Here is a 25,913-nt window from a genome sequence, read left to right as displayed (position 1 = left end):
GTGCCGTCCTGTGCAGGTACGGCGCGGATCCAGGGTCGACCTGTCACAGTCGTACCCTGTTTAAAGGTAGGCCCGGCACGGCTCGGCCGCAACGCTAATCGTCAGCGGCTGCGGAATAAACCGGGCGGCGAGCAGATCGTCCGCCTGCCGCTGCTGCTCGGACAGCAGCGCTGGCGTCACGCGGTGGATGCCCCAGGCCTGGTTGCGGATGGCCGCCAGCCAGCGGTCCACGCCCGGTGAACCCGGTAAATGGTGATGAATAATCCCGGCAGCCTGCTGGCGATTCCCGGCTATCCAGCGGTCATTGTCCGCCAGCACCGTCAGCAGCACCTCCGCCTGCGGCCGCGACTGACGCAGCCAGCGCTCACGACACCAGACCAGCGCCCGGCTTCGTACCGCCTCACCTGACTGCGCAAGACAGCGTATTTTTTTTGCCTCCTGCGCAGCGGTAAGCCAGGGATCGATCGCGGCCCACAGATCGACGCGCCCTTCGCGCAGCGCGCGGGCGGCATCGCTGCCGTTAAGATCGACCAGAGTGATATCGTCCAGCGTCAGCCCGTGCTGTAACAGCAGCCCGGCCAGAAACGGTTCAGTCACGGTTCCGCGCATCCCGGCAATACGCGCCCCCTGTAGCGCCCGCGTATTCCGGTGTGCGCTGTCTTTCATGGCCAGCAGCGCGCAGGGTGCCGCCCGGTCAGGCGATGCTGCCAGATAAGCGACATCCAGGCCGCCGCTGCGGGCCAGAACGGGCAGCGTTGAGCCGGTGCCGATCACATCCAGTGCCTGCTCTGCCAGCAGGACAGCGCCGTCACCGGCGTGATCATAATCTGTCCATACCACGCCGCCGTGCGCGGCCAGCGCGGTTTCCAGCACCCCGCGATGGCGCAAAATAAACAGGGAGAGAAGATGGGGGTGACTGCCAATACGTAAGGTCATCCGCGCTTGCCCTCCTCACGCTGCGCCTGCGTGAGGTCAGCACCGCCGTGCCTGCGGTAAAACCCGTCGATATCCATTAAGCCTTCCTTCTTTTGCCAGAGGTCAATGACAGCAATAACAAAGCTGCCCTGACAGAACAAAGAAGAAATCGGAGAATGTTCAGCGTGAAATCGCATTTAGCGCTCTGGCAATGCCCCCGCCCACCCGTCGCGGGGGTTTATTTTTTACGCGGGCGCTGAGTGTAGCGGTCCCTTTAAGGTACACTTGGGCCTGTTTTTCGCTGCGGAAAGTAACGTTTATTGCCTGAGGAGGTGACCTGCTGTGAGTCAATTACCTGTTGTAACCATACACTACTGTTCCCAGTGCAACTGGATGCTGCGCGCCAGTTGGATGGCGCAGGAACTGCTGCATACGTTCAGTACCGACCTCGGCGCGGTCACGCTGATCCCGGGTACCGGTGGGGTATACGAAATCACCGTGAACCAGCAGGTGATCTGGAACCGTAAAACCGATAACGGCTTCCCGGATGCTGCTGAAATCAAGCGCCGCCTGCGCGCCGTCTGTTTCCCGGAGCGTGACCTCGGGCACATTGACCAGCACGCGAAGCCCGCGGAATAAAGGATGAAACGGGATGACCGCAATCGGTCATCCCGTGCCGGAGGCTGGCGGCTATCCCCCTCAGAAGTCGACGTTCACCCCCAGCTGGAAGTTACGCCCCGGCATCACCGCCAGCGCCCGATCGTTAGCATCGCGGGCGGTGACGTCCGTCAGATCGCGGCTGCTGAGGTAATCCCGGTACTGGCGATCGGTCAGGTTATACACGCCGCCACTCAGCTTAACGTTTTTCGCCACCCTGACCCACGCCGTCATATCCAGCATGCCGTAACCCGGCACGCGGGTATATTCTGTGGTGCTGTCGGCCAGCGCAGTGCCGCTGTTCTGATAGCTGTTGCGGCTGGTGCTCTGTGCCTGCTTGCCTTTCACAAAGGTGGCGGTCAGTGCCGTACCGAAGCGCTGTGCCGGATCATCCCACGCGACGCCCACGACGGCTTTCATTGGGGCTACGCTGTCGAGGTCAACATATCTGTCACCGTCATAGCGGGACTTTGCCTGACCTTTGCTGTAGCCCAGCGCAAAGGTGGTGCTCAGGCCGTTTACCTCTTCAAACCAGGTACCATAGTTAATTTTGGTGCTGACTTCCCCACCCCAGATATAGGCTTTATCGCGGTTTTCCGCCTGATAGATGGTGGCAATATTCGCCGGGACATTGACGAACTTGTCCGGTGCGCCCGCGCGGGTGTAGCGGGTGGAGGCAATAAAGTTTTTATAGGTGTTGTAGAACATGGCCCCGTGCAGCGTGACGCCTTCGGTGGCCTGGCCTTTTATGCCCCACTCAACGTTATTGCTGGTTTCAGTATCCAGATCGGTATTGCCTAACAGGGCATACTGACGGTTACCTAAATAGCTGGAACCCAGGTTCCACGAGCCGTAGAGCTGGCTGGCGTTCGGGAACTGCGCACCGCGCCTGTACTGCACGTACGTCATCAGCTGCGGGGTAAGGTCGTAGTTGAAACTGATGGACGGTAACAGCTGAGTGTCGCTGTTGGTTTTCCCGTACAGCTTCTCTGCGTCTTCCGGCGTCAGTACGTCAGTACCGGCGGCCATATTCCCCAGGTTCTGCGGTTTGGTTTCCTGATGCGCAACGCGCACGCCCGGCACCACTGAGAACGCATGACCGTCGAGGTCAAACAGAATACTGTCCTGGACAAAGGCACCCAGCACCAGGGTGCGGCTGTCGCCCTCGGGCTTTGTGGTCATGCCCGTACCGCTCTGTGCCGGTGACTGGCTGAACGGACGTTCCGTTTCCGAGAGGCGTCCGTTGATCCCGGCCAGCAGATCGTGACGGCCCAGGTTTTTTGTCAGCTGTGCCTCATAGCCCCAGGTGTTGACGTTGTAGTCAGAGTAAACGCGCTGCATCGCGCCGCCGGTCGCTAACGGCATCAGCGTGTTGTCGTGCGCTTCCGTATGCTGGTAGTAAATCTTATTGCTCAGGCTGTCGATCCACGCGCTGGCTGGCGTCCACTCATCTTTCAAACTCATGCCCCAGCGCCGGGTATTGCTCTGCTGGCTGGCAGTGCCGTCAATAGCCGTGCCGCTATTGTTCCAGCTGTCGTAATGGGTGTGATTCACTTTGCTGTAGAAGTCGACCGTACCGGTGAGCTTGTGCTCGTCGTTCGGCTGCCAGATGCCCGAGGTTAACAGCGCATCGGAGTGCCAGTTGGCCGGGTAAGCGTCAAACTCATCGCTGTTATTACGCGTCTGCTGGCCATCACGGCGGCTGTACACCACCAGGCCACGCAGCGTGTCATCTCCGGCAGCGGCGGTAATGCCGTTATGCCAGCTGCGGCTGGCGGAGTCGTAATCGCTCTGGAAGCCGAATGCCGTGTGCTTATTCGGGGTGAGATAATCATCGGCAGATTTGGGCAGGAAGGAGACGGTGCCGCCCAGCGCGGTATTGGCGCGCTGTGTGGCCGTGGCACCGGATTCGATCTCAACGCGACCGTAGAGATACGGGTCAATGTAGTCACGCCCGATCCCGAAGGTATTGACCCCGGCACGGCTGGCATAGCTGCGCCCGGTGGCCTCAGGCTGAGGGATCCCGTCGACGTCGAGGGCAACGCGGTTGCCTTCCAGCCCGCGAATGTTATAGCCGGTGTAACCACCGCGATCGAAGCCACTTTTCCCGGTTGAAGAACCACCACTGCTGCCTACCGCGCCGATCAGCGGCTGGTAGCGCATGATGGAGCCAAAATCATTGCCACCGCGCTGCTGCATCTCTGCGGCACTGAGGGTCACCGAACTGCCGGCCACATTTTTTACCACCGGCGACAGCACGGTCATCACCGCGTCGTCGTCAGGCGTTGTGGCTGCATTCTGCTGCCGGGCTTTGGCGGTCACCGCGTTACGGTCGCTATCGGCGGCTGCGCTGCCGGAGAGGGTCACGCTGAGCAGGGTCCCTGCCACGAGTGAGGTGTGCAGTAATCCCTGAGGGGATGAAAACTTAATCATGCGAAATACCTGCGATGTTTTTATTGGTATTCGCTCAACAACAGCTTCAGAAATATCAACGAACAAGGCCCTGCAGGCAGGGCAAAAAGCGTTATAATTTGCGACATCATATACAAATGATAATCATTATCAATCATAATGTGACAGAAATAGTCAATTCATTGCAACATGATACTCAGCGGTCTCTGATGCTGAAATAAAACAGGCACCCCATCCGGGGTGCCTGTTGGTGAAGCGCTCATGCTGTGAGGGGTCAGGACGCGGCGAAGTCCGTCAGTACCTGGCCTTCCATGCGGTAGCGTACCCACTCATCCTGGGGCGCAGCACCGATGCTTTTGTAAAAGTCGATGGCCGGCTGGTTCCAGTCCAGCACGCTCCACTCCAGACGGCCGCAGCCGCGCGCCACCGCCTGCTGCGCAATATGGCGCAGCAGGGTTTTTCCGGCTTGCTGGCCGCGAAAACGCGGACTGACGTACAGGTCTTCCAGGTAAATACCGTTTTTTCCCAGCCAGGTCGAGTAGCTGGTAAAAAACACGGCATATCCGGCCGGTTCGCCGTCCACTTCACACATCAGCGCCTCGGTGGGTGATCCGGGCGCGAAGAGTGAATTTTCAATATCCTGCTGGCTGGCCACCACTTCGTGCAGCGCTTTTTCATAGTCGGCCAGCTCGGCGATCATCGCGAGGATCAGTTTTGCGTCCTGACGCTCTGCGCGACGGATAACAGTAGTCATGCTTATTCCCTGAGTGTGACGGTTGATGACCGTCAGCATAACCGCTTCATCCTGCTGACTAAAGTGAAAATGCCCTAGCCTGCCTGGCGCAAATGTTCACGTGCCAGACTGTAACGGTTAGGCCGCGCCGGGATAGCCAGCCGATCGCGCAGGGTGATGTGGGTATCATCGTTGTGCCAGTAGCCGCGGGCTTCAAGGACAGGCAGCACGTGGCGCACCACATCGTCCAGCGCTTCATTCAGTACCGGCCCGCAGAGAATAAACCCGCTGGCACCGCCCTGCTCCACCCAGCGAATAAAGGTCTCTGCCACCTGTTCCGGCGTGCCAAAGAACTCCCCCTTCGGCAGCGTGGTGCGGAAGGCCAATTCGCGCAGCGTCAGCTGCTCTTCTGCCGCCAGGCGCTTAATCTGATCGGTGGTGGAACGGAAACTGTTTTCTCCCAGCGTACCCAGTTCCGGGAACGGGCCGTCCGGATCGTACTGGCTGAAGTCATGATGGTCAAAGAAGCGGCCGAGATAGTTCAGCGCCTGCTCCAGCGACAGCAGTGACAGAAGATAGCGGTATTTTTCTTCCGCTTCTGCCGCCGTTGCGCCAACGATCGGATTGATCCCGGGGAAGATCCCTACCGGGGTGCGGCCCTGCTGCTGCACCTGCCGGTTAAGCTCAGTGGCATAGGTCCGGGCCTCTTCCAGCGTGCGCGCATTGGTGAATACCGCATCCGCCGAGGCGGCGGCCAGCCGGATACCCGACGCCGAGGCACCGGCCTGGAAGATAACCGGCTGGCCCTGCGCAGACCGCTGGATATTCAGCGGCCCTTCCACTGAAAAATGCGTGCCCTGGTGATTCAGCTTGTGCAGCTTGCTGGCATCGAAGAACTCGCCGCTCTGCCGATCGCGAATGAAGGCCCCCTCTTCCCAGGAGTCCCACAGACCCTGTACGACCTCAATATATTCGCGGGCGATCTCATAGCGCTCACCGTGCTCCGGGTGATCTTTACCAAAGTTACGCGCCGAACCGGCCAGCGGCGAGGTCACCACATTCCAGCCCGCCCGGCCGTTGCTTAACAGATCGAGCGACGCCAGCTGGCGCGCCACAGTGAACGGATCGCTGTAGGAGGTCGAAATGGTCCCCGCCAGGCCAATACGTCGGGTCACCGCCGCCAGCGACGACAGCAGAGCGACAGGTTCGAAGCGGTTGAGGAAATGCGGCGGAGATTTTTCATTGATATGCAGGCCGTCGGCGACAAAGAGAAAGTCCAGCCCCGCCTCTTCTGCCTGATGGGCTAACTGGTGATACCAGCTGACGTTAACGCTGGCATCGGCAGGCACGCTGCGGTGACGCCAGGCGTTCATAAAGCCACCTGCGCCCTGTAGCATCAGGCCGAGCTTGATCCGCTGTGGGGTTTTCTGGCTCATGGTTCTCTCCCTGTGATGGTGAATATGCCCCCAGATTTCCATAAAACCGCTGCGGAATTAAATACCAATATCCGCTTTGCAATGCCGCATTTAGACTATCCAGCGCGCGTTTCCGCCGGCCGGAGAGAGTATGGCAGCAGGTTTACGTTTTCCTCGCCCGTGCGGCCCGGTATGATGTGGCGCTTTGGTTAACCCGATGTTATTTGCCCGCTACTACTCTGGAAGTCCTGCGTTATGATCGTACGTCCCCATCAGCACTGGTTCCCGCGCCTGTTCTCCTGGCACGGGGCGGTATTATCGAAAATTCTGTTCCGCCTCAGCCTTAACCTGCTGATGGCCGTCTTCGCCGTGATCTGTTATCAGTGGTATGAAACTCTCGGCGTTCGCCTGACCACCGCCCCATTCAGCCTGCTGGGGGTGGCGATTGCCATCTTCCTCGGCTTTCGTAACAGCGCCAGCTATGCCCGTTTTGTTGAAGCGCGCACGCTGTGGGGCGGTCTGCTGATCGCCCAGCGTTCCCTGCTGCGCCAGGCCCGTGGCGCACTGCGCCGTGACCCCGCCGCCGTGCGTGAGCTTGGCGGCCTGCTGATGGCGTTTAGCTGGAGCCTGAAGCACCAGCTGCGCGGCACCGACGCCCGCGAGGATATCTGCCGTCTGGCCCCGAAAAGCGTACAGGAAGAGGTACTGGCCAGTCCGTTTCGCGCCAACCGTCTGCTGCTGTGTATGGGGAGCTGGCTGGCAGACCGCCGTGACGAAGGTGCAATTCCTGACCTGCTGTATAACGGCATGGACGGCAATCTTAACGATCTGGCGCATATTCTGGGGGGCTGCGAGCGTATCAGCACCACGCCGATCCCCTTTGCCTACAGTCTGATTGTTCACCGCACGGTTTATCTGTTCTGCACCCTGCTGCCGTTCGCTCTGGTGGCCGATCTGCACTACATGACGCCGCTGGTGTCGGTGTTTATCTCTTACACCTTCCTGTCGCTGGAGTCGCTGGCGGAAGAGCTGGAAGATCCGTTTGGCATCGCCCCGAACGATCTGCCGCTGGACGCCATCTGTAACACCATTGAACGCATTCTCAGCGAGATGAACGACCTGACCCCACTGCCGCCGGCACACCAGCCTGACGCGAAATTTAATCTGACCTGATGGCTGACGGGCGAACCGCCACCGCAGGCTCGCCCGTCTGCCTGCCGATTGATGGGAACCCATCATCAAAGCCGTTCCGCCTGTTCCTGCTGCTGACTATAGTGAAATCATCACCCTACCCCTTATGTCAGGAGCGTTCATGTTTCCTTCGCAGTTACCCCAACCCCGTACCCTTGATGCCAAAACCGTGCCTGTCCTGCGCTGGGGGATTATCGGCCCGGGATGGATCGCCGAACGGTTTGCCAGAGCCCTGAAAACAGGCACCGCACAGCAGCTGGTGGCGGTCGCCTCTCGCTCACAGGAACGTGCCGACGCTTTCGCTCGTGAGATGGCGATCCCGCAGGCTTTTGGCAGTGCCGCAGAGCTGCTGGCCCAGCCGGATATTGATGCGGTATATATCGCCACGCCACACAACCATCACTACCCGGACGGACTGCAGGCGTTGAACGCGGGTAAACACGTACTGATTGAAAAACCGCTGGCGCTCAACGCCGCTGAAGGCCGGGCGCTGGCGGCACTGGCACAGCAGAAAGGCCTGCTGTGTATGGAAGCGATGTGGTGTGACTTCCTGCCAAAATATGACGTCATCAGTCAGCTGCTGGAAGACGGTGCGCTCGGCGATCTGCATACCCTGCTGGCCGACCACGGGGAATATTTCACCCCCGATCACCGTATTTTTAACGCCGATCTCGCCGGTGGCCCGATGCTCGATCTGGGCAGCTATCTGATTGGCTTCAGCGTCAAGGTGGCCGGTGCGCCTGCCAGCATTTATGCCACCGGGCAGCCGGTGCCTGGCGGGGTGAACGGACAGGCCTCGATGCTGCTGACGCACCACAACGGAATGCACTCGGTGCTGAATACCACGCTGTTCAGCAATACGCCGGGCGGTGCGGTGATTGCCGGGCGCGATGCCTCGCTGAATATTGCCGGGTCGTTCTATGCCCCCGGCCCGTTTACGCTGACCGCCAGCCAGGGAGGGAAAGTGCTGCACTTCGACGAGCCGCGTAACCGTTACGATCAACTGTTCCATGAGGCGGTGCATTTTGCCTGGTGCGTCGGTCAGGGGAAAACTGAATCGCCGGTGCGTCCGCTGTCGGCGTCGCTGGCCACGTTAAGCGCGATGGATGAAGTACGTCGTCAGATTGGTCAGGTGTTTAACGAGGAAAAATAACCTTTCCCCCCGGCCCGACGGCTGTACCACGACAAACGGCAGTACACTTTCAGGGGGCCTGTACGGGCCCCCTGCTGATGTTATATCGTCTGCACCTGACAGAAACTGCCTGTTTCCAGCGACCTCACCGCGGCTTCAGCTATCGCCTGCGCCTGCAGCCCGTCCTGCAGGCCGGGAACCGATACCGCCTCGCCGTTCAGTGAGCGCACAAAGGCATCCAGATGCAGATAATAGGTCTCTTTCACCCGGCTAAACCAGTCAGCATACAGGGCCGGACGGGTGATCCCTTCGGTGGTATAGAGCGTGGCTCCCTGCGGGCTTTGTGCGCCGGATTCCGCCATGCCTTTTGACCCCAGTAGGGTGATACGCTCCTCATAGCCATACCCGGTACGGCGGGTGTTATCCAGCTGTGCCAGCGCCCCGCTGGTCATCTTCATCATCAGCACTGACGTGTCCACATCGCCAAATGCGCTGATCTCAGGCATCGCCAGCGCCGAACCCAGTGCGCCGATGGTGTCGACCTCGTCCCCGGTCAGCCAGCGCAGCAGATCGAAGAAATGGATGGCCTGGTCACGCATCTGCCCCCCGGAGGTTTGCAGGTAACTCAGCGGCGGCAGCGCAGAGGCGCGACAGACCATCTGGATCAGCTCGGCTTTACCCAGCAGGCCCTGCTGCAGATGCTGCTTTAATTGATTGTGGCTGGGGTCAAATCGCCGGTTAAACCCGACGGTGACCGGCACCGGATAGCGGGAGACGTCATCCACCACCCGCCGCGCTTTATCCAGCGACAGGTCAATCGGTTTTTCACAGTATACCGCCTTGCCTGCGGCGGCAGCGGCGGTCAGGAACGCCGCATGGGAGGGCGTAGAGGTGGCAATCAGCACGCTGTCGATGGCATCACTATTGATGGCATCCAGCACGGTACTCACCCGTGCGCCGTAACGCGCGGCAACCTCACCGGCGCGGGCGCTGTCCTGGTCAGCCACCATCACCAGCTCAACATCCGGGTGGTCGGCCAGATTTTTTGCATGAACCTGACCGATAAATCCTGTGCCCAGCAGGGCAAACTTACGTTTCTGTGCCATGGTTGCGACGCCTGTTTTGGTTAAATGTTAACGTTTCGTTGCCAGGATAACGTTAACGAATATACTTGCTGAAACGACATTTTGATGGGAAGCCATCATACGGAGTGAAGGGTGAAGAAGATCACGCTGGAAGCGGTGGCAAAGCAGGCAGGCGTGGGCATTGCCACGGTTGATCGGGTTATTAATGAACGGGGTGGCGTGTCACCGGCCACCACGCGGCGGGTGCTGCAGGCAGCAAAAGAGGCGGGGCTGAAGCGAGAACTGCCCGACGCGCATCGTCAGCCCTGGCAGATTGAACTGCTGCTCAGTAGCAGCGACGCCTTTTTCTTCAGCCAGCTTTCTCAGGATTTCAGCCAGCTTGCCGGCCAGCTGGGCTATGGTCATGTCACCCTGCACCGCACGCTGATCGCAGAAGCCGAGCCGGAAAAGCTGGCAGCACATATCGTGCGGGCAGCAGCCAGCCGCGACGGGATTATCGTTTTTGCCCATGAACACCCGGCGATCTTTGCCGCGCTGGAACACTGCCGGGAACAGCAGGTACCGGTGATCACCCTGGTGACCGATCTCCCCGGCGCGGCGCGGTTGTGCCATGTCGGGATCAACCAGCTTCAGGCGGGGCGAACGGCGGGGTTACTGATGGGCAACATGCTAAACGCCCCCGGGGACATCATCATTATCAGCGGACGCTTCGACTACCTGGCGCATCGACAGCGGGTGGAGGGATTCAGTGCGGTGATTGCCGACAGGTTTCCCCATCTGCGGGTGCATAAAGTGCTGGCTGCCCGGGACGACCGCCAGCAGGTCAGCCGCCTGTTGGAAGAACAGCTTTATCATCGCCAGGAGATTCAGGGTATTTACAACACCGGACTGGGAAATCGTGAAATTGCAGAGGTGCTCGCCCGGCACCGGCTGTTGAACCGGTCCCGCTTTATTACGCACGAGCTTTACCCCACCACGCGCACACTGCTGGCAGATCATGCCGTGGTGCTGACGCTGGATCAGAATACGCGTGAACACGCCCGCCGGGCGATGGCGCTGATGTTAAACCGGCTGGAGCGGGAGATCGTCCCCACGGAATATCAGGACGGGAAAGTCGAGTTGATGTTATATACGCGGGAAAATATGTCCCCGGGGCCGGAATAACCTGCCCGGAGATCGCATCAGACTTCTTTAATGATCAGCTGCATCAGCGTACTGCGGATATCTTCACAGACCCGGCGCACGTTGTATTCATATTTCGGGGTGGCGACATCAGCAATATCGCTGCCGATTTTGTCACGTATTTCCAGGTATTTTTCCAGCTGGCCAGTGACCCGGTCGAAGCGCTGATTATACTGCTGATAAACACTGACGTTATACGCCTGCATCACCTGCAATTCATTACGACACTGAGCGACCCGGGAGTCGAAGCTGGATAACGTCTGCGGCTGAGAGACAGGCGGTGGCGGTGGATTACCCGCCGGAGCCGATCGATGAGGCAGGGTACAACCCGTCGCCAGCAGTGCGACTAACAAAACCGGAGCAAATTTATTCATCTTCTCACCAGGTCAGTATCCTGCTGTTGCAGGATTATTTACGATTTTTCCTAATGATAGCAAAAAATGTCGCCAGCTATCCACAGTACTTGCCGGGCAGGGTTAAATTTTATTATTTCCTCCTACGCGACACATTTACAGCATGCCTGAGATAACTGAGGTCAACCCCCGCCCAATATTTTATTAATGCCACAAAGTTACCCTTTCCGCTGCTGACATTGCCCTATTATCCGCTTTTCATCCCGCCATTGAACAATAAATCGGCTATTTCAGGAGCAAAACTATGCCAGCGAAATCAGTGTCCGCCCCCCTTTCATCGCCTGCCGTTCACTTCCCGCCCGGCTTATTTGCTGCGGTGGTCATACTGGCCGCCGTTTCGCCCGGTGTATTAATGATGGCACCGGCAGTCGCCACGCAGTTACACAGCCAGTGGCAGCTTTCGACACTACAGATCGGCCACCTGTTTTCCTGCGAACTCGGCGGAATGAGTGCAGCTACGCTGCCGGCCTGGTGGTGGAGCGGGAAAGTAAACTGGCGGAAAATAGCGGCGCTGGCCGGTGCGGTGTTTATTCTGGGTAATCTGTTGTCGGCGCTGACCCACCGCGTCGACCTGCTGATGGTCTGCCGGTTTATTGCCTCGCTGGCCGGTGGCACGCTGATGATCCTGAGCATCACCTGCGCCGCCGCCGCGGCCAACACCGGGCGCATCTATGCTTACTGGGTGCTGGGCCAGTTGCTGCTGGGCACCGTCGGCCTGCTTGCCCTGCCGCCGCTGTTCGCTCATTTCGGCCTTGCCGTGGTCTATCTGCTGCTGGCATTCCTGATGTTGTGCAGCCTGCCGCTGCTGCGCTACCTGCCTGCGGGGTTTCAGCCTGCGGCGGCCAGCGCCAGTGCGCAGAGACCGGCCCCGAAGCGGCGCAAACTGTGCGCGATCCTTGCCGTCCTGCTGTTTTACGTCAGCCTGAGTGCCGTCTGGACGTTTATCGGTGAGATTGCTGTACGCGCCAGCCTGTCCGCGCAGCAGAGCGGTGACATTCTGGCCGTGGCGACAGTGGCGGGTATTATTGGCGCAGTGGGCGCGGCAGTGACGGCCGCACGTTTCCGCCCCGGCACGTTGCTGTGGACAGGCTATATCCTGCTGGCGCTGGCGATTATGCTACTGGTCCATCATCCGCTGGCGATCCGCTTTGTGCTGGCTGCCATCATCTTTAAATTTACCTGGACCTTTTTGGCCCCCTTCACCATGGCGCACGTCGCCGCGCTGGACAACGACGGAAAGCTGATGAATAACATCAATCTGGTGATTGGCGGAGGCATGGCGCTGGGGCCGTCGCTGGGGGCCACCCTGCTGACCTCTTACGGTGGGATGAACGGCCTGCTGGCAGGGGCGCTGGCGAGCGCCGTGGTCTCCGGACTGCTGCTGTTTGACTTCAGCTAAGAAGAAACTCCGCCCTCCTCTGCCGCAGTTTGCGCCGGGCGCAGGGCACGAAACAGGGTCTGCAGCGTGACGATCTCGCCTTCCTCAGCCTGAACGCGTGGGTCAACCAGCATACACAGCGAGCTGGTGCGCCGCTGGCCGCTGCTCAGGGGCAGCCGCTGCAGCTCCCCGCTTTCCAGCCATGGGGCAATCTGTGACGCCGGTAGCCAGGCGTATCCCACCTGGTGCAGAACCGCCTCAACGGCGGCTTCGATACTGGTAAACGTCCAGTTCTCTGAGGCAGCCGGCTGGCCATCCTGCTGACGCTGACGGTCGCGAATTTCCACCCGAGGAAAGCTGGCCAGCGTGCTGTGGCTCAGGGGGGACGCCAGCGCCAGCAGCGGGTGGTCGCGCTGGGCTACAGCGATAAAATCAATATCCAGCAAGCTTTCGGCCGGGCACTGCCCGCAGCTTTCACGCGTCAGGATCAGAATATCCGCCTGCCGCTGCTGCAACTGCTGTGCGCTTTCCCCGCGCAACACCTCCGTCAGGTGTACCTGGGTGGCCGGGTGGCGCTGCTGAAACTGACGCAGCACGCCAAACAACAGTCCCCGGGGAAAGATGCTGTCGACCACCAGATCAATTCGCGCCCGGCTCCCCGCTTTCAGCGAAGCAGCGCGGTTCTCCAGCTGGTGAAACGCATCCAGTAATGGCCGGGCCTGTGCCAGCAGGATCTGACCTTCCGGGGTCAGCACGGCCCGCCGCCCCTGCGGCGTCAGCAGCGCAATGCCCAGCCGCTCCTGCATCAGCCCCAGCTGATAGCTGATCGCCGACTGGCTGCGATTGACCCGTTCGGCGGCGCGCGCAAAGCTGCCGCAGGCGATCACTTCCTGTAATAGCTCCCACTGTTCAATGCTGGTTTTGCTTAACATGGACTTCTCATCGAAAATTTAGATCATTTTGTCACAAAATTAGCGTTATTCATCGAAAAAATCCAGAGTTACAGTAGGGGCTGACATTATTAAGGAGAAACATGATGACCCGTTTTAATCAGCATGACCTGAGTCAGTTCGTGGGCAAACATCTGGTGTATACCTACGACAATGGCTGGGATTACGAGATCTATGTGAAAAATGCCAACACGGTAGACTACCGTATCCACAGCGGGATGGTAGGAAATCGCTGGGTGAAAGATCAGCAGGCCTTTATCGTCCGCATTGCTGCCGAAGTCTATAAAATTTCATGGCATGAACCCACCGGGACCAGCGTGAGCCTGGTGGTGAATCTGAGCGATAACATTTTCCACGGCACCATCTTCTTCCCGCGCTGGGTGATGAATAATCCGCAGCAGACCGTCTGCTTCCAGAATGATCATATTGCACAGATGGAGGCCTATCGCGATGCAGGTCCAGTCTGGCCGGTTGAAGTGATTGATGAGTTTGCGACGCTGACGCTAATCCGCGACTGCGGAGAGAACAATGAAGAGGTGATTAACTGTGCAGCCAGTGAATTACCAGCAGATTTCCCGGCGGGATTATAGCAGAAGGGGCGGCCCCGTCAGGGCCGCCCCTTGTCACCGTTATTGACAGTATCGGGGCTTATTTAGCGAGGATATTGTTCACGGCGGCAGCGTGGCCGGTTTTGTCTTTGGCGTTCGAGATCACCTGAATCACGGTGAACTTGTTATCTGCCGCAGAAAGCAGCGTGGCCTGCTGCACGTTATTACCATCCATCTTATCGGTGGCTTCGATGTGATAGACTTCCAGACCTTTGACATTTTCTGTCTTTTCGCTGAGAACTTTATAGTCCGGCGAAGCCTGTTTCTGTTTGTCTTTGATGGATTTCATGCCATTAATGAAATCGGCATCCGTTGCACCGCGACCGGCGACCGGGATGTCATCTTCACCGATCAGCATGACGCGTTTTTCCGCCTTGTTGACGTACATTTTGCCCGGGCCACCGCCGGGAACAGGCTGTACTTCATACCCTTGCAGGTTGAAAGCAAGATGGTCGCCCAGCAGCGAGACTTTTTGCGATGCTGCCGCGCCTGCTGTCGTCGTTTTCGCTTCTGCCGCTACGGCAATATTTGCAGCACTGCTTAATGCAACAGCCATACACAGGGAACCAGCCAGAGTCATTGATTTAGTGAATTTCATTTATTCGACCTTCCATCTTCAAATTAAGTTTTATTGTATTAATATTACCGGCGTGGGAACTATCAGATTACTCTCGAAAGAGTCAGTCTATTTACCATACATTTCCCACATGCACAGCCCGACTCCCGTTAAGAATAAAATTAACGGCCAGTAACGCACAGGAACAAAAAAGAATTGATGCGTTATCTCTGCCTGATACATCGGACGGCTGTCCGTCATCCGGGCAATCAGCAGTATAAATGCTTCTTTTCTCAGGGCTAAAACCAGAGCCAGCGACAGGGTGGCGGACAGGATCAGGGTTACCCCCACCGTCCATAAGTGCGCCGAATAATAACCGACCGGCCAGAAAACATCGAATAGCCATTGACAGATGACGTAGGCGATGGAAATAAACACGGCAATAAAAAAACCAACGCCGCTCCAAATCATCATAAATTTGCCTTAAATGCCGAACTACCCTGAAGGTGAAAAATAAGTTTATTCTATTTTCTCTGGATTGCCATAAAAAAAGGGCAGCCTGAGGCTGCCCTTTTATTCTCTGTGACAGAATTACATCTGTACCAGGTTTTTAATTTTCACATCGGGATTCACATCCGCGGCATAATCCACGCCGTCCAGACCAAAGCCGAACAGATGCATAAACTCGGCCTTGTAACCGGCAAAGTCAGACACATCGTTCAGCGTTTCGTCGGTTACGGTCTGCCACAGGCGGGCGACTTCGTCCTGCACTTCTGGCTGCAGCTCTTTGTAATCAGCGCGCAGACGTCCGGTGTCATCCAGAATCGGCGAGGCGTTATAAAGACTGTCTTTAAACAGGCCGTAGACCTGCTCAATACAGCCCTCATGGGTGCCTTTCTCTTTCATCACCTTGAACAGCAGTGACAGGTACAGCGGCATCACCGGGATAGCAGAGCTGGCCTGAGTCACTACTGCTTTCAGCACGGAAACGCGCGCGTCGCCGTTGCCGTGAGCGGCCAGGGTATCGCGGATGGTCAGAACACGCTTATCCAGATCCTTCTTCGCTTCACCGATAGAGCCGTTCCAGTAGATATCATGGGTGATTTTTTCGCCCAGATAGGTGAAGGCGGTTGTTTTAGCACCTTCAGCCAGCACGCCAGCTTCCAGCAGCGCATCAATCCACATCTGCCAGTCTTCACCGCCCATCACCGCCACGGTGCCGTCGATCTCTTCCTGGCTCGCAGGCTCAAGCGCAACGTCAGTCAGGGTTTCTTTGTCGGTGTTCAGACCGCGGGTCGTCAGCGGCTTACCGATGGGCTTCAGGGTGGAGTTAAAGACTTCACCGGTTTTTGGATGCGTACGGCGCGGGGCCGCCAGGCTGTAAACGACCAGGTCAATCTGACCCAGATCTTCTTTAATCAGTTCAATGGTTTTCTGCTTTACGGCATCAGAATAGGCGTCACCATTGATGCTTTTCGCATACAGGCCTTTTTCTGTAGCGAATTCTTCAAAGGCCGCAGAGTTGTACCAGCCTGCGGTCGCTGGCTTGGTTTCTTCACCCGGACGCTCGAAGAACACGCCCAGCGTGTCAGCGCCACAGCCAAACGCAGCAGAGATGCGTGCCGCCAGGCCGTAACCTGTAGAGGCACCAATCACCAGCACTTTCTTCGGGCCGGAGGCGATCGCGCCCTGAGCGGTGACATACTCGATCTGTTTTGCTACGTTCGCTTTACAGCCCTCGGGATGGGCAGTAACACAGATGAAGCCACGGATACGTGGTTTAATAATCATATTGACCTCAGTATATGAAACGCTAATGACCCGTCTTGCTGCGAGTCGTCATTTTTCATGAAATAAGGGCGCTAGAATACCGTTTCTCTCGGTTCAGGCAAAGCCCGGAAACGCGCTTATCACACCACAGCGGCGTTATCGCGGGCATTTGCTCAGAGATTAAGCGCCTTTTCAGCCTGCATCAGATACTCTGCCCTCTCCTTTTCCGGCACCATACCGCCGCCCGTGGCCCACACCAGATGGGTTGCCCCGGCGAAGGCATCTATCCCCTGCTCCGCCAGCTGCTGTGGATGGGCGCTGAGACGCCAGGGTCCGCTCATCCCGGCCAGGGCAGAGGGTTCCAGCGCCAGCGACTCATGCTGCTGCATCAGCCCCAGCAGCGCATACATCTCCTGGTCACTGACCGTATAAAAGGCGCTGATCAATCGCTCCATCGCACGGCCAACAAAACCCGAAGCACGCCCTACCGCCAGTCCATCAGCAGCGGTCAGATTATCAATGCCCAGGTCCTGCACGGCGATGCGGTCATGCAGTCCGGTGTGAACCCCCAGCAGCATGCAGGGAGAGTGCGTCGGTTCGGCAAAAATGCAGTGTACGTGATCACCAAACGCCAGCTTGAGGCCGAAAGCCACCCCGCCGGGGCCGCCGCCCACGCCGCAGGGCAGATAGACAAACAGCGGACGATCGGCGTCCACCGCGATCTTCTGCGCGTCAAACTGCTGCTTCAGCCGTTCCCCGGCCACCGCATAGCCCAAAAACAGGTTGTGCGAATTCTCATCATCTATAAAGAAACAGTGTGGGTCGGCGGCGGCCTGGCGACGTCCTTCCGCCACCGCGACACCGTAATCCTGCTGATACTCCACCACCCTGACGCCACGCTCGCGCAGCATCTGTTTTTTCCACGCTCTGGCGTCGGCCGACATGTGTACCGTGACGTCAAACCCCAGGCTGGCGCTGATAATGCCGATAGAGAGCCCAAGATTACCGGTGGAGCCGACGGCGATGCGCTGCTGGCTGAAAAGCTGGCGACACGCCGGTCCGGACAGGCGCAGGTAATCGTCAGCGGTGGTCAACAACCCGGCGTCGATGGCCAGTTTTTCGGCATGAGCCAGCACCTCATAGATGCCTCCCCGGGCTTTGATTGATCCCGAAACGGGCAGATGACTGTCTTTTTTCAGCCACAGCCTGCCCCCCAGCGTCTGCCCGTAGCGCGCATCCAGGACGGGTTGCAGCTGCGGTAACGCACAGAGTTCAGACTCAATAATGCCCTGCCACGGCCGGGTTTCGGGAAAGGTTTCCATCAGCCAGGGGGCAAAACGCTGCAGGCGCGCACTGGCTTCTGCCACCTGCTCACGGGTCAATCCTACGTAAGGGTAGGCTTCGTTGAGTGTCGTGGACTTGGGATTAAACCAGGTAACCGGTTGTAAGGAACAAAGCTCATTAAGTAGAGGAAAATCCTGCCTGAGGCGTTCAACATCCATTAACATGGTGACTTCTCCTGTCACGGTACAGTGAGCGGACTGATGTTGGCTGCGAGTGGATAAATACCCGCTAAAAGCCAAAGTTTGATCTCATTCAAATTTTTGAAAAATATAAGAAAATTTCTGATATGCATTTTATCTGCATAATTACCGTCTGCCAACTGTTGCCATAGCAGGTCGCAGCCGGGGCAGCTGCTAACTATGCAATCAGGCAGTGAGAATCCCTGCCCACACCGTCATTTCACAATATTTTAAAAACTTTGAAACCTTTTTTTGATGTTAAATTATCCGCGACTTAGTGAGATGTACTGAGTCATCCACGGTATTACAGTATTTATAACTAAGCGCCACCCGCCCGCGATGTCATACGCCACACGGACAGGCGCTAAACAAAAAAGGTTTGTTATGGAAAAGCTCTCTTACGTTTCTGAAGGCAGCAAAACGGCCTGGTCAACTTACTTACAACAGATCGATCGTGTCGCACCCTATCTGGGTGACCTGTCGCGCTGGGTGGATACCTTGCGTCATCCTAAACGTGCCCTGATTGTCGACATCCCCCTGCAGATGGACGATGGCAGCATTCGCCACTTTGAAGGTTTCCGCGTTCAGCACAACCTGTCACGTGGACCAGGCAAAGGCGGCGTGCGTTACCATCCTAACGTCGATCTTAATGAAGTGATGGCCCTGTCTGCCTGGATGACCATCAAATGTGCGGCTGTCAACCTGCCCTACGGGGGAGCGAAAGGCGGTATCCGTGTCGATCCGTTCAGCCTGTCAGAAGGAGAGCTTGAGCGTCTGACGCGTCGCTACACCAGTGAGATCGGCCTGATTATCGGCCCGCAAAAAGATATTCCGGCACCGGACGTCGGTACCAATTCTAAAGTGATGGCGTGGATGATGGACACCTACTCCATGAACCAGGGCACCACGATCACCGGTGTGGTCACTGGTAAACCGATCCATCTGGGCGGATCGCTGGGCCGTGAAAAAGCCACCGGACGCGGCGTGTTTATTACCGGTCGCGAAGTGGCTCGCCGCAGCGGCATCGAGATTGAAGGTGCCAAAGTCGCCGTTCAGGGCTTCGGTAACGTCGGCAGTGAAGCTGCCCGCCTGTTTAACGATGCCGGCGCGCGCGTGGTGGTGATCCAGGACCATACCGCCACCCTGTATAATCCGGCCGGTATCGACCTGGTCGCGCTGAGTGAATGGCAACTGGCCAACAAAAAGATTGCCGGCTTCAGCGGTGCAGAAGTGATCGACGATGAGGCTTTCTGGGACGTGGAGATGGATATTCTGATCCCGGCGGCGCTGGAAGGTCAGATCACCCGCCAGCGTGCGGAAAAACTGCACTGTCGCCTGGTGCTGGAAGGGGCGAACGGCCCAACCTTCCCGGAAGCCGACGATGTGCTGGCCTCACGCGGCATCACCGTGGTGCCGGACGTGGTCTGTAACGCCGGCGGCGTTACCGTCAGTTACTTTGAGTGGGTTCAGGATATGGCCAGCTTCTTCTGGAGCGAGAGCGAAATCAACGAGCGCATGGATAAGATCATGACGGAAGCGATGGTACACGTATGGGAAAAATCGCGGGAGAAATCCTGCAGCCTGCGTACCGCCGCCTACATTGTGGCTTGTGAACGCATTCTGATGGCACGTAAAGATCGCGGTATCTATCCTGGCTGATGCGTGAGCGGGGTGGAGATGTCTGCCCCGCTACCTGCGGTTATCCTCCACCCTTTCAGCGCCTGATAGCATCTATCAAAACTATCACCTCCATCCTTCCCTCCGGCATAAGTTTGACCCGCTTCAAAGAATTTATGTTTCATTCACTTTATAAATGGAATTTAAATTCCCTTTCCCTTACTGTCGTCCGCACTGTTAGCGATAAAAGCGCCTTTCTGTGCGAATCAGCCGAACATAAAAGATAATTTATTATCATTCTTTATGATAGAAAATGAGTGAATCTCATTAAAACGATATGTGCTCCGCTCAGACATCACAGTGCCAACTGACGAACTGACCGGAGAGGTAAAAGGTAGCCCACGCTTGCGGCGCAACGCAGGCGGGATACATTGAAGTAGGGTTGGCAGGATGACTGGCAGGCAACGAACGTTGCCTGCCCTTTTTTTCAGGCTTTGGTGATGCCCGCTTCGGCTTCGGCCTGCTGGTAACGCTGCTTAAAGGCGTCATTCTCCTCCACCAGGCGCAGCGCAGCTTCGATCAGCTCATTCTGCACCAGGGTGGTGGCACCCTCGCTGGTTTTCCAGTGAATGTACATCACGCACAGCGCGGCAACCTGCAGTTTATCCCCTTCGTCATTGCTGCCATCAAAGCCATATTCCGCCAGCGACCAGTGGTAAACCGGCACGACAAACGGCATATCGCCGCTTTCATCCAGCTCCGGCAACGTGGTGAACAGTGCCACCATCTCTGGCGTCGCCTCATAGTTCTGACGGCCGATGGCATCCATCTGCCGGCCGTGGGCGCGGGTTTTATTCGCCTGCTTCTGCTTAAGTTTGGCGCGTTTGTTACGTTTATCCTGTTTAGTGCTCACATGTTTTCCGGTCTGTAAGAATGATGGCGGCAGGATAGCATATCCGGTCAGGATTTCCCGATCATCAGCGACACCAGGCCGGCGGCAATGAGGGGCCCGACGGGCACCCCGCGGAATAATGAAACGCCAATAATCGTCCCAATCAGCAGGCCGCCGACCACGGTGGGTTGACTGCTCATCAGCGTCACGCCGCGCCCGCCAACCCAGGAAACGAAAATGCCTACCGCAATGGCCAGCAGCGACTTCCAGTTTAAAAAGGAGTGCATCAGGGTGGTGGCGGGTAGCGTGCCGCTGGCGATGGGGGCCATCACCCCGATGGTCAGGATAATGATCCCCACCGTCACTCCCTGTTTTTCAATCCAGGGAAAGGTCTGTTGCAGCGGCGTCATGCGGATGGCGACCAGCACCAGCAGGGCGATGGTGACCGTCATGTTATGGCTGAAGTAGCTCAGAGCAGCGAGGAACAGCAGTATGGCGAGGGACAGATCGAACATTTTCATCTTCCTGATAAACAGTGACATAGCATCTTGTGCTAACAGCATAAGCATTTTCCGTAACGACTCTACTATTTTTTCCCTCTTTCTGCGCAATCCCGCCCGCCCGCGGTTCAACGGCGAAATTACTGCACCGCCTCCAGGGCGGCCTGCAGGCTGACCTGCGGACCGCTCAGTACCGCCAGCGTGCTGTTGACACGTTTTTCCGCCCCGCTCATCGACGCCTGCGCCAGCACGATGCAGCCAAGGGCACACTCTGGCCGCTGCTGAATATAGTCGGCGATCTGCTGATGATAGCCGTCAATATCCCCCTGGTTAAACCAGGCCCAGGCGCGGGGTACCAGCTCGACGTAAAGCCGGTTGCCGGGAATAAAGGCGCTGAACAGCTCGGTGGTGGAGGCCAGCGTCGACTGGGCCGTACACAGCACCAGGATGGTACCGTGATAGCGCGAGGCCACTTTCGCCAGCGTCGCATCCACCCGCAGCACCGGCTTGCTGAATTCCGCGTCCCACACCGCCACACCCAGCGTGGTGCAGGTGACGATCACCACATCGGCCTGCTGACACAGCTCTGCAATCGCCTGGCGCGTGGCAGCGATAACCTCCGGCGTGACGCCCTGCTCACCCTGCGTGCGGGCAAACAGATCGGCCTCAACGCGGTGTAACAGCTGTACGTCATCATAATCCAGCGCGTTCAGCGCCTGTTCGAACACCTCAATATTACTCCGCGCCGCGTGCAGGCAGGCAATCGTGGTCATATCCATATCTCTTAAGGAGGCAGAAGGTTACTTTGGCAAAAATCACAGAAATTACCAGCGCAACCTTCAAAGACTGAACAAAAGTTGCAACGGTTACGCACGATACCGGTGCAGTGCATCATTACGACGCGGCATCCTGCTGCAACCTTCGTTTCAGACTGCCCGCAGTCCCCGCCTGCAACGCCGTGGGCGTCGATATCACCGCCTGGTATGGAAATTGCTTCATGATCGCTAAAGAGGCCAAGGAGAATCAGATGAAAGCAATCATTATTGGTGCCGGTATCGGTGGAATGTGCGCCGCTATCGCACTGAAGCGCTGCGGGATCGACAGCGAGGTGTATGAAGCGGTCAAAGAGATCAAACCGGTCGGTGCAGCGATATCCATCTGGCCTAATGGCGTCAAATGCCTGAATTATCTGGGAATGAAAGAGGCACTGCGCGCGATTGGCGGGCCGATGCACGCGATGGCCTATAAGGATGCCTTTAGCGCAGAGACCCTGACGCAGTTCAGTCTGGATCCGCTGGTGCTGGCTGCGGGTGAGCGCCCTTACCCGGTGGCCCGCGCTGAACTGCAGGGCATGCTGCTGGATACCTGGGGACGTGAGCAGGTGCAGTTTGGTAAACGCGTGAGCCACGTTGAGCAATATGCTGATGGCGTGACGGCTTTTTTTGACGACGGCAGTCAGGCTGAGGGCGATTTGCTAATCGCCTGTGACGGCACCCATTCGGTGATCCGCCAGTCGGTACTGGGCTACGCCGCTGAACGGCGCTATGCCGGTTATGTTAACTGGAACGGGCTGGTGGAGATCGATGAGTCCCTGGCACCCGGCAATCAGTGGACGACCTTTGTCGGAGAAGGCAAGCGCGTGTCGCTGATGCCCATTGCCGGCAACCGGTTTTACTTCTTCTTTGACGTACCGCTGCCGAAAGGCTTGCCGGAGGATCGTCGTACCCTGCGCGACGACCTGACCCGTTACTTTTCCGGCTGGGCCGCGCCGGTGCAGCAGCTGATCGCCCGGCTTAACCCGGACACCACCAACCGCGTCGAGATCCACGATATCGACCCTTTCTCCCGGCTGGTGAAGGGCCGCATCGCGCTGCTGGGCGATGCGGCCCACAGTACCACCCCGGATATCGGCCAGGGCGGCTGTGCGGCGATGGAGGATGCGGTGGTGCTGGCAATGACCTTACAGAGCCACTCGCTGGGCATTGAAGACGCCCTGCTGCGCTACCAGCACAGACGCGCTGACCGGGTCAAAGACCTGGTGCTGAAAGCGCGTAAGCGCTGCGATATCACCCATGCCAAAGATCCTGCCGTGACTGCCGAATGGTATGCCGGGCTGAAGCAGGAGTCCGGGGAGCGGATCCTGAGCGGAATGAGTGAAACCATCCAGGGTGGCCCGCTGGCGTAGCTGCGGTGGCGCACGGCCGGGGGCCTTACTCCCCGTTGCCAATCTGCCAGATAAACGTCGGATCCGTGCCGTTAACCTCCCAGTCTCCGACATTACGCGTTTTATAAATCACCGGGTTATGGGATGCCACGGTACGCGCGTTGCGCCAGTGCCGATCCAGCGCCTTACTGGTACGGGTGTCCGACGCGCCCAGTGCGTTAAACAGTTCACTGGCCGCCCGTGGGATCAGCTCGCTGGCGATCACCTGCGCCTGCGCTGACGCCAGTTCAGCCCGCACGTTGGCCTGGCGGATCAGCGCCTCATCAGCACTGTCATGCACCTCGTAAGCATACTGCAGCGCGTGGGTGGCCTGCTGTACGCTGGCTTCCACCGCATACGCCCAGCTGGAGATCTGCCCGACCACCTGCAAGACCTGTACGTCGTTTTTCACCTGGGTGGCATTGCCGTGGCTGTAGATCCGCCTGCGGCTGGCGACGCCTGCGGCCGCATCACGCTTCACCGCCCGGCCAATCCCGGCCAGGGTGGCCAGTAAAACATGCTGATAAAACGCAGTCTGATAACGAAAACGTTCGCTGAAGTCATACACGTGGGCCTGCTCCACCTGCGCCTGGCGGAAACGGGTTGTTCCGCTGCCGGTCAGCCGCTGGCCGAAGCCGTCCCAGTCATCCTCTCGTTCCACTTCCTGCTGATGGGTGCTGACCAGCGCGATCACGTCACGGCCATTGTCTTCCCGCTGCGCGTAAACGTCGATCCAGTCCGCATACAGGGTGCCGGTGCTGTAAAACTTCTCACCGGACAGTTGCCAGCCGCTGTCCGTCGGTGAGACGCGCGTCACCACCTCGCCCAGCCTGAGGTTGCCGATCTCCGTCCAGCCACTGCCCACCAGCTCTCCGTCGGCAAAGCGGCGAAACCAGCGTTGCCGCCCTTCGCTGTCCGGCTGATTCAGCCGGTCTTCGACAAAGGCGAAATGGGCCCGCAGCGCCTGCGGCAGATTAGAATCGGCTTCGGCCAGTTCCGTCAGCAGCTGGAAAAGCTGCGGCAGCGTGACGCCAAAGCCCCCCTGCGACTGGGGGATGCGCAGCGTGCCAAACCCGGCCTCCTTCAGCCAGCGGACAGGCTCCAGCGGCAGAGTACGGTTCACTTCACGCGCCACCGCCCCGGCGGCAATGCGGTCAAATACCGGGCGGAAACGGGCAGCAAGGATTGGGTAATCAGGGGGCAGTTCAGACATGGGCATCTCCATTTTCAGCGGGGTCATCGATGTCCTGCCGGGTCGGCTCGAAGCGGACCGCCAGCAGGAAAATAATCGGAATAATCGCGGCCAGCGAGACAATCCAGAACATATTGGTACCAAAGGCGGCCTGCAAAATCGGCAGAATAAACAAAGCCAGCGCACTGCCAACGCCGGACAGCGAGCGGCCAAAGCCGACGCCGGTAGCACGAATATGGGTCGGGTAAGAGAGAGCCGGATAGATCATCATCTGTGCCCCCGGGCCAAAGCCCTCGGCAAACAGCCACAGGCCGAGCATCAGGATGGCGAACACCACCCCGGCGGCGGCCGTCGGGTGCCCCACCAGCGCCAGCGAAATCAGGGCAATAAACTGCAGGCCAAAACCGGCAATGGCCACGTGACGCGACGGATACTTCCACGCCAGCCGCATCCCCAGCAGGCCGCCGGTAAAGGCAAACAGCGCATTCAGCCCCAGCGACGCCGACAGGGTTTCAAATACGCCCGCACCAAGGAACCGGGCGAGGATCGATGGCAGGAAAAACGCAATCGCGGTGTATTCAAACGAGATACAGATATTCATTACGGCAGTGACCAGGGTGCGTTCGCGGTACGGTTTCTGGAACAGCACGCGAAAACTGACTTTGGGGGCCGCAGGTTTTACCGGTGCCTGCGCGTCCGGTTCTGCAGCGTGGGCGGTGATGCCGTAGGCGTCGCGCAGAATGCGGGCGGCCCCCTTCAGGTCTCCCTGATTTGCGGCCCACAGCGGGGATTCATTCATAAATTTGCTGCGTACCGCAATGATCAGCAGTGCAGGGACCGCGCCAAACAGCAGCGAGGCGCGCCACAGCCAGTCAGCGTGTTCTGCAGGCAGCAGAAAATAGAGCGCAAAAATAATAAAGAAACAGGCGGATGACGCGGCGTACCACATCGGACACCAGGCCGCCAGTCGCGCGGCTTTGTTGCCCTTCCCGCTGAATTTTGAGAATTCAGCCAGGTAGGCCATAGCGACCGGCAGATCGATGCCGACGCCAATCCCCATCAGAAACCGTGCCCCGATCAATACCCAGACATTGGGTGCCAGCCCGGCGGCGATAGCGGAGACCACGAAGAACAGCATATCGGCCATAAATACCGAGTAGCGACCGTATTTATCGGTCAGCCAGCCGCCCAGCAGGTTGCCGGCGATAGTGCCGATCATGATCGATGAAGTGACCAGCCCGGTAATGGCTGGCGTCAGACCGAACTCTTTCACCACATCGTCAATACCGTATGACAGCGTGGTCAGATCGTAGGCGTCGAGAAATACGCCGCCCAGCGCCAGAAAAACAATCCAACGCGCATAACTGTTTTTACGCGTGCTGGAATTAATCAACCTGGCGACATCACTAACGGATCGAACCGGTGTTGAATCGGATGGCGGTAATGCCATGCCATCGTCAATATTTAATGTACTCATATTATCCCCATCTCATATTATTTTAATGACTGACAACACAACGGTTATAAAGAGAATGGTGTATCATAACAAACAAGGAAAAATGATTTGATTGTGCAATAACGTCATAAGC

General features: G+C 57.9%; 25 protein-coding genes. 8 read left to right on the top strand and 17 right to left on the bottom strand.

Annotated elements, in window-relative coordinates:
- Positions 1 to 60 precede the first annotated feature (60 nt).
- Positions 61 to 936, bottom strand: coding sequence for an ABC transporter substrate-binding protein (locus tag IFU29_RS01330; RefSeq protein ID WP_191932321.1), 876 nt, complete (start codon positions 934 to 936; stop codon positions 61 to 63).
- Positions 933 to 1,112 (bottom strand): hypothetical protein, encoded by a 180-nt coding sequence (locus tag IFU29_RS01325; protein WP_187509186.1) that lies wholly within the window; start codon positions 1,110 to 1,112, stop codon positions 933 to 935. The genes IFU29_RS01330 and IFU29_RS01325 overlap by 4 nt, the downstream gene beginning before the upstream one ends.
- 145 nt (positions 1,113 to 1,257) lie before the next feature.
- On the opposite strand from IFU29_RS01325, the gene IFU29_RS01320 reads away from it, so the two are divergent.
- The gene (locus IFU29_RS01320; protein ID WP_062743311.1) at positions 1,258 to 1,554 is read left to right on the top strand and encodes a SelT/SelW/SelH family protein; all 297 of its coding nucleotides are present in this window, start codon (positions 1,258 to 1,260) and stop codon (positions 1,552 to 1,554) included.
- 60 nt (positions 1,555 to 1,614) lie between these two features.
- On the opposite strand, the gene IFU29_RS01315 is transcribed toward IFU29_RS01320, so the two are convergent.
- From IFU29_RS01315 to IFU29_RS01305, 3 genes are all read right to left on the bottom strand, one after another.
- Complete coding sequence (locus IFU29_RS01315; protein ID WP_191932320.1) at positions 1,615 to 4,005, bottom strand: TonB-dependent receptor domain-containing protein; 2,391 nt, start codon at positions 4,003 to 4,005, stop codon at positions 1,615 to 1,617.
- Positions 4,006 to 4,258: 253 nt separating this feature from the next.
- A complete protein-coding gene (locus IFU29_RS01310; protein WP_191932319.1) occupies positions 4,259 to 4,738 on the bottom strand; it encodes a GNAT family N-acetyltransferase in 480 nt (159 codons plus the stop codon).
- Between the two features lie 74 nt (positions 4,739 to 4,812).
- Positions 4,813 to 6,153 carry an LLM class flavin-dependent oxidoreductase gene (locus IFU29_RS01305; RefSeq protein WP_191932318.1) on the bottom strand — a complete coding sequence of 447 codons (1,341 nt, stop codon included), beginning with the start codon at positions 6,151 to 6,153 and terminating at the stop codon, positions 4,813 to 4,815.
- 234 nt (positions 6,154 to 6,387) lie between these two features.
- Here IFU29_RS01305 and IFU29_RS01300 point away from each other — a divergent pair, with 234 nt between their 5' ends.
- Complete coding sequence (locus IFU29_RS01300; RefSeq protein ID WP_191932317.1) at positions 6,388 to 7,305, top strand: bestrophin family protein; 918 nt, start codon at positions 6,388 to 6,390, stop codon at positions 7,303 to 7,305.
- Positions 7,306 to 7,444: 139 nt separating this feature from the next.
- Positions 7,445 to 8,476, top strand: coding sequence for a Gfo/Idh/MocA family protein (locus IFU29_RS01295; RefSeq protein ID WP_191932316.1), 1,032 nt, complete (start codon positions 7,445 to 7,447; stop codon positions 8,474 to 8,476).
- An 80-nt stretch (positions 8,477 to 8,556) separates the two neighbouring features.
- On the opposite strand, the gene IFU29_RS01290 is transcribed toward IFU29_RS01295, so the two are convergent.
- A complete protein-coding gene (locus IFU29_RS01290) occupies positions 8,557 to 9,561 on the bottom strand; it encodes a Gfo/Idh/MocA family oxidoreductase (RefSeq protein ID WP_191932315.1) in 1,005 nt (334 codons plus the stop codon).
- A 111-nt stretch (positions 9,562 to 9,672) separates the two neighbouring features.
- Between IFU29_RS01290 and IFU29_RS01285 the strand changes: the two genes are divergently transcribed.
- Complete coding sequence (locus tag IFU29_RS01285) at positions 9,673 to 10,704, top strand: substrate-binding domain-containing protein (RefSeq protein ID WP_191932314.1); 1,032 nt, start codon at positions 9,673 to 9,675, stop codon at positions 10,702 to 10,704.
- 17 nt (positions 10,705 to 10,721) lie between these two features.
- Here the strand turns inward: IFU29_RS01285 and IFU29_RS01280 are convergent, their stop codons facing one another.
- Entirely contained in the window at positions 10,722 to 11,096 is a 375-nt protein-coding gene (locus tag IFU29_RS01280) for a hypothetical protein (protein WP_191932313.1), read from the bottom strand.
- 283 nt (positions 11,097 to 11,379) lie between these two features.
- Between IFU29_RS01280 and IFU29_RS01275 the strand changes: the two genes are divergently transcribed.
- Positions 11,380 to 12,534 (top strand): MFS transporter, encoded by a 1,155-nt coding sequence (locus IFU29_RS01275; RefSeq protein ID WP_191932312.1) that lies wholly within the window; start codon positions 11,380 to 11,382, stop codon positions 12,532 to 12,534.
- Here the strand turns inward: IFU29_RS01275 and IFU29_RS01270 are convergent.
- The gene (locus IFU29_RS01270; RefSeq protein ID WP_191932311.1) at positions 12,531 to 13,445 is read right to left on the bottom strand and encodes a LysR family transcriptional regulator; all 915 of its coding nucleotides are present in this window, start codon (positions 13,443 to 13,445) and stop codon (positions 12,531 to 12,533) included. The genes IFU29_RS01275 and IFU29_RS01270 overlap by 4 nt on opposite strands.
- Positions 13,446 to 13,546: 101 nt before the next feature.
- Between IFU29_RS01270 and IFU29_RS01265 the strand changes: the two genes are divergently transcribed.
- Positions 13,547 to 14,053, top strand: coding sequence for a phenolic acid decarboxylase (locus IFU29_RS01265; protein WP_191932310.1), 507 nt, complete (start codon positions 13,547 to 13,549; stop codon positions 14,051 to 14,053).
- A gap of 58 nt (positions 14,054 to 14,111) precedes the next feature.
- On the opposite strand, the gene IFU29_RS01260 is transcribed toward IFU29_RS01265, so the two are convergent.
- The 4 genes from IFU29_RS01260 to IFU29_RS01245 all read right to left on the bottom strand — a co-directional run bounded on the left by IFU29_RS01260 (position 14,112) and on the right by IFU29_RS01245 (position 17,899).
- Positions 14,112 to 14,669: a hypothetical protein gene (locus IFU29_RS01260; protein WP_191932309.1), complete on the bottom strand. Its 558-nt coding sequence runs from the start codon at positions 14,667 to 14,669 to the stop codon at positions 14,112 to 14,114.
- Positions 14,670 to 14,756: 87 nt separating this feature from the next.
- Positions 14,757 to 15,101, bottom strand: coding sequence for a hypothetical protein (locus tag IFU29_RS01255; RefSeq protein ID WP_191932308.1), 345 nt, complete (start codon positions 15,099 to 15,101; stop codon positions 14,757 to 14,759).
- A gap of 117 nt (positions 15,102 to 15,218) precedes the next feature.
- A complete protein-coding gene (fabV, locus tag IFU29_RS01250; RefSeq protein WP_191932307.1) occupies positions 15,219 to 16,418 on the bottom strand; it encodes an enoyl-ACP reductase FabV in 1,200 nt (399 codons plus the stop codon).
- 152 nt (positions 16,419 to 16,570) lie between these two features.
- On the bottom strand, positions 16,571 to 17,899 hold the full coding sequence (locus tag IFU29_RS01245; protein WP_191933086.1) for a D-serine ammonia-lyase: 1,329 nt from the start codon (positions 17,897 to 17,899) through the stop codon (positions 16,571 to 16,573).
- Between the two features lie 405 nt (positions 17,900 to 18,304).
- On the opposite strand from IFU29_RS01245, the gene IFU29_RS01240 reads away from it, so the two are divergent.
- On the top strand, positions 18,305 to 19,579 hold the full coding sequence (locus IFU29_RS01240; RefSeq protein WP_191932306.1) for a Glu/Leu/Phe/Val family dehydrogenase: 1,275 nt from the start codon (positions 18,305 to 18,307) through the stop codon (positions 19,577 to 19,579).
- A gap of 445 nt (positions 19,580 to 20,024) precedes the next feature.
- On the opposite strand, the gene IFU29_RS01235 is transcribed toward IFU29_RS01240, so the two are convergent.
- The 3 genes from IFU29_RS01235 to IFU29_RS01225 all read right to left on the bottom strand — a co-directional run bounded on the left by IFU29_RS01235 (position 20,025) and on the right by IFU29_RS01225 (position 21,702).
- A complete protein-coding gene (locus tag IFU29_RS01235; RefSeq protein WP_191932305.1) occupies positions 20,025 to 20,450 on the bottom strand; it encodes a hypothetical protein in 426 nt (141 codons plus the stop codon).
- Positions 20,451 to 20,497: 47 nt separating this feature from the next.
- Positions 20,498 to 20,944 carry a DUF441 domain-containing protein gene (locus IFU29_RS01230; RefSeq protein ID WP_062743327.1) on the bottom strand — a complete coding sequence of 149 codons (447 nt, stop codon included), beginning with the start codon at positions 20,942 to 20,944 and terminating at the stop codon, positions 20,498 to 20,500.
- Between the two features lie 125 nt (positions 20,945 to 21,069).
- Entirely contained in the window at positions 21,070 to 21,702 is a 633-nt protein-coding gene (locus IFU29_RS01225; RefSeq protein ID WP_191932304.1) for a hypothetical protein, read from the bottom strand.
- 254 nt (positions 21,703 to 21,956) lie between these two features.
- Here IFU29_RS01225 and hpxO point away from each other — a divergent pair, with 254 nt between their 5' ends.
- Positions 21,957 to 23,114, top strand: a complete 1,158-nt coding sequence (gene hpxO / locus IFU29_RS01220; RefSeq protein ID WP_191932303.1) for an FAD-dependent urate hydroxylase HpxO — start codon at positions 21,957 to 21,959, stop codon at positions 23,112 to 23,114.
- Between the two features lie 25 nt (positions 23,115 to 23,139).
- Here the strand turns inward: hpxO and IFU29_RS01215 are convergent, their stop codons facing one another.
- Both IFU29_RS01215 and IFU29_RS01210 read right to left on the bottom strand, forming a co-directional pair.
- Positions 23,140 to 24,345, bottom strand: coding sequence for an acyl-CoA dehydrogenase family protein (locus IFU29_RS01215; RefSeq protein ID WP_191932302.1), 1,206 nt, complete (start codon positions 24,343 to 24,345; stop codon positions 23,140 to 23,142).
- Entirely contained in the window at positions 24,338 to 25,801 is a 1,464-nt protein-coding gene (locus IFU29_RS01210) for an MFS transporter (protein ID WP_191932301.1), read from the bottom strand. Before IFU29_RS01210 ends, IFU29_RS01215 begins: the two co-directional genes overlap by 8 nt.
- Positions 25,802 to 25,913: the final 112 nt, after the last annotated feature.

It is taken from the genome of Erwinia persicina, from assembly GCF_014838825.1.
In the GTDB taxonomy this organism is placed as follows: Bacteria; Pseudomonadota; Gammaproteobacteria; order Enterobacterales; family Enterobacteriaceae; genus Erwinia; species Erwinia persicina_A.
This window is presented reverse-complemented; position numbering and strand designations above follow the sequence as displayed.

What these genes read in the sequence shown, in the direction of transcription:
- IFU29_RS01305 (WP_191932318.1), bottom strand. Translation starts at nt 6,153, where the DNA reads ATGAGCCAGAAAACCCCACAGCGGATCAAGCTCGGCCTGATGCTACAG.
- IFU29_RS01310 (WP_191932319.1), bottom strand. Translation starts at nt 4,738, where the DNA reads ATGACTACTGTTATCCGTCGCGCAGAGCGTCAGGACGCAAAACTGATC.
- IFU29_RS01230 (WP_062743327.1), bottom strand. Translation starts at nt 20,944, where the DNA reads ATGTTCGATCTGTCCCTCGCCATACTGCTGTTCCTCGCTGCTCTGAGC.
- IFU29_RS01265 (WP_191932310.1), top strand. Translation starts at nt 13,547, where the DNA reads ATGATGACCCGTTTTAATCAGCATGACCTGAGTCAGTTCGTGGGCAAA.
- IFU29_RS01215 (WP_191932302.1), bottom strand. Translation starts at nt 24,345, where the DNA reads ATGTCTGAACTGCCCCCTGATTACCCAATCCTTGCTGCCCGTTTCCGC.
- fabV (WP_191932307.1), bottom strand. Translation starts at nt 16,418, where the DNA reads ATGATTATTAAACCACGTATCCGTGGCTTCATCTGTGTTACTGCCCAT.
- IFU29_RS01295 (WP_191932316.1), top strand. Translation starts at nt 7,445, where the DNA reads ATGTTTCCTTCGCAGTTACCCCAACCCCGTACCCTTGATGCCAAAACC.
- IFU29_RS01325 (WP_187509186.1), bottom strand. Translation starts at nt 1,112, where the DNA reads ATGCGATTTCACGCTGAACATTCTCCGATTTCTTCTTTGTTCTGTCAG.
- IFU29_RS01300 (WP_191932317.1), top strand. Translation starts at nt 6,388, where the DNA reads ATGATCGTACGTCCCCATCAGCACTGGTTCCCGCGCCTGTTCTCCTGG.
- IFU29_RS01315 (WP_191932320.1), bottom strand. Translation starts at nt 4,005, where the DNA reads ATGATTAAGTTTTCATCCCCTCAGGGATTACTGCACACCTCACTCGTG.
- IFU29_RS01210 (WP_191932301.1), bottom strand. Translation starts at nt 25,801, where the DNA reads ATGAGTACATTAAATATTGACGATGGCATGGCATTACCGCCATCCGAT.
- IFU29_RS01270 (WP_191932311.1), bottom strand. Translation starts at nt 13,445, where the DNA reads ATGTTAAGCAAAACCAGCATTGAACAGTGGGAGCTATTACAGGAAGTG.
- IFU29_RS01260 (WP_191932309.1), bottom strand. Translation starts at nt 14,669, where the DNA reads ATGAAATTCACTAAATCAATGACTCTGGCTGGTTCCCTGTGTATGGCT.
- IFU29_RS01245 (WP_191933086.1), bottom strand. Translation starts at nt 17,899, where the DNA reads ATGGATGTTGAACGCCTCAGGCAGGATTTTCCTCTACTTAATGAGCTT.
- IFU29_RS01290 (WP_191932315.1), bottom strand. Translation starts at nt 9,561, where the DNA reads ATGGCACAGAAACGTAAGTTTGCCCTGCTGGGCACAGGATTTATCGGT.
- IFU29_RS01255 (WP_191932308.1), bottom strand. Translation starts at nt 15,101, where the DNA reads ATGATGATTTGGAGCGGCGTTGGTTTTTTTATTGCCGTGTTTATTTCC.
- IFU29_RS01275 (WP_191932312.1), top strand. Translation starts at nt 11,380, where the DNA reads ATGCCAGCGAAATCAGTGTCCGCCCCCCTTTCATCGCCTGCCGTTCAC.
- IFU29_RS01225 (WP_191932304.1), bottom strand. Translation starts at nt 21,702, where the DNA reads ATGACCACGATTGCCTGCCTGCACGCGGCGCGGAGTAATATTGAGGTG.
- hpxO (WP_191932303.1), top strand. Translation starts at nt 21,957, where the DNA reads ATGAAAGCAATCATTATTGGTGCCGGTATCGGTGGAATGTGCGCCGCT.
- IFU29_RS01240 (WP_191932306.1), top strand. Translation starts at nt 18,305, where the DNA reads ATGGAAAAGCTCTCTTACGTTTCTGAAGGCAGCAAAACGGCCTGGTCA.
- IFU29_RS01330 (WP_191932321.1), bottom strand. Translation starts at nt 936, where the DNA reads ATGACCTTACGTATTGGCAGTCACCCCCATCTTCTCTCCCTGTTTATT.
- IFU29_RS01280 (WP_191932313.1), bottom strand. Translation starts at nt 11,096, where the DNA reads ATGAATAAATTTGCTCCGGTTTTGTTAGTCGCACTGCTGGCGACGGGT.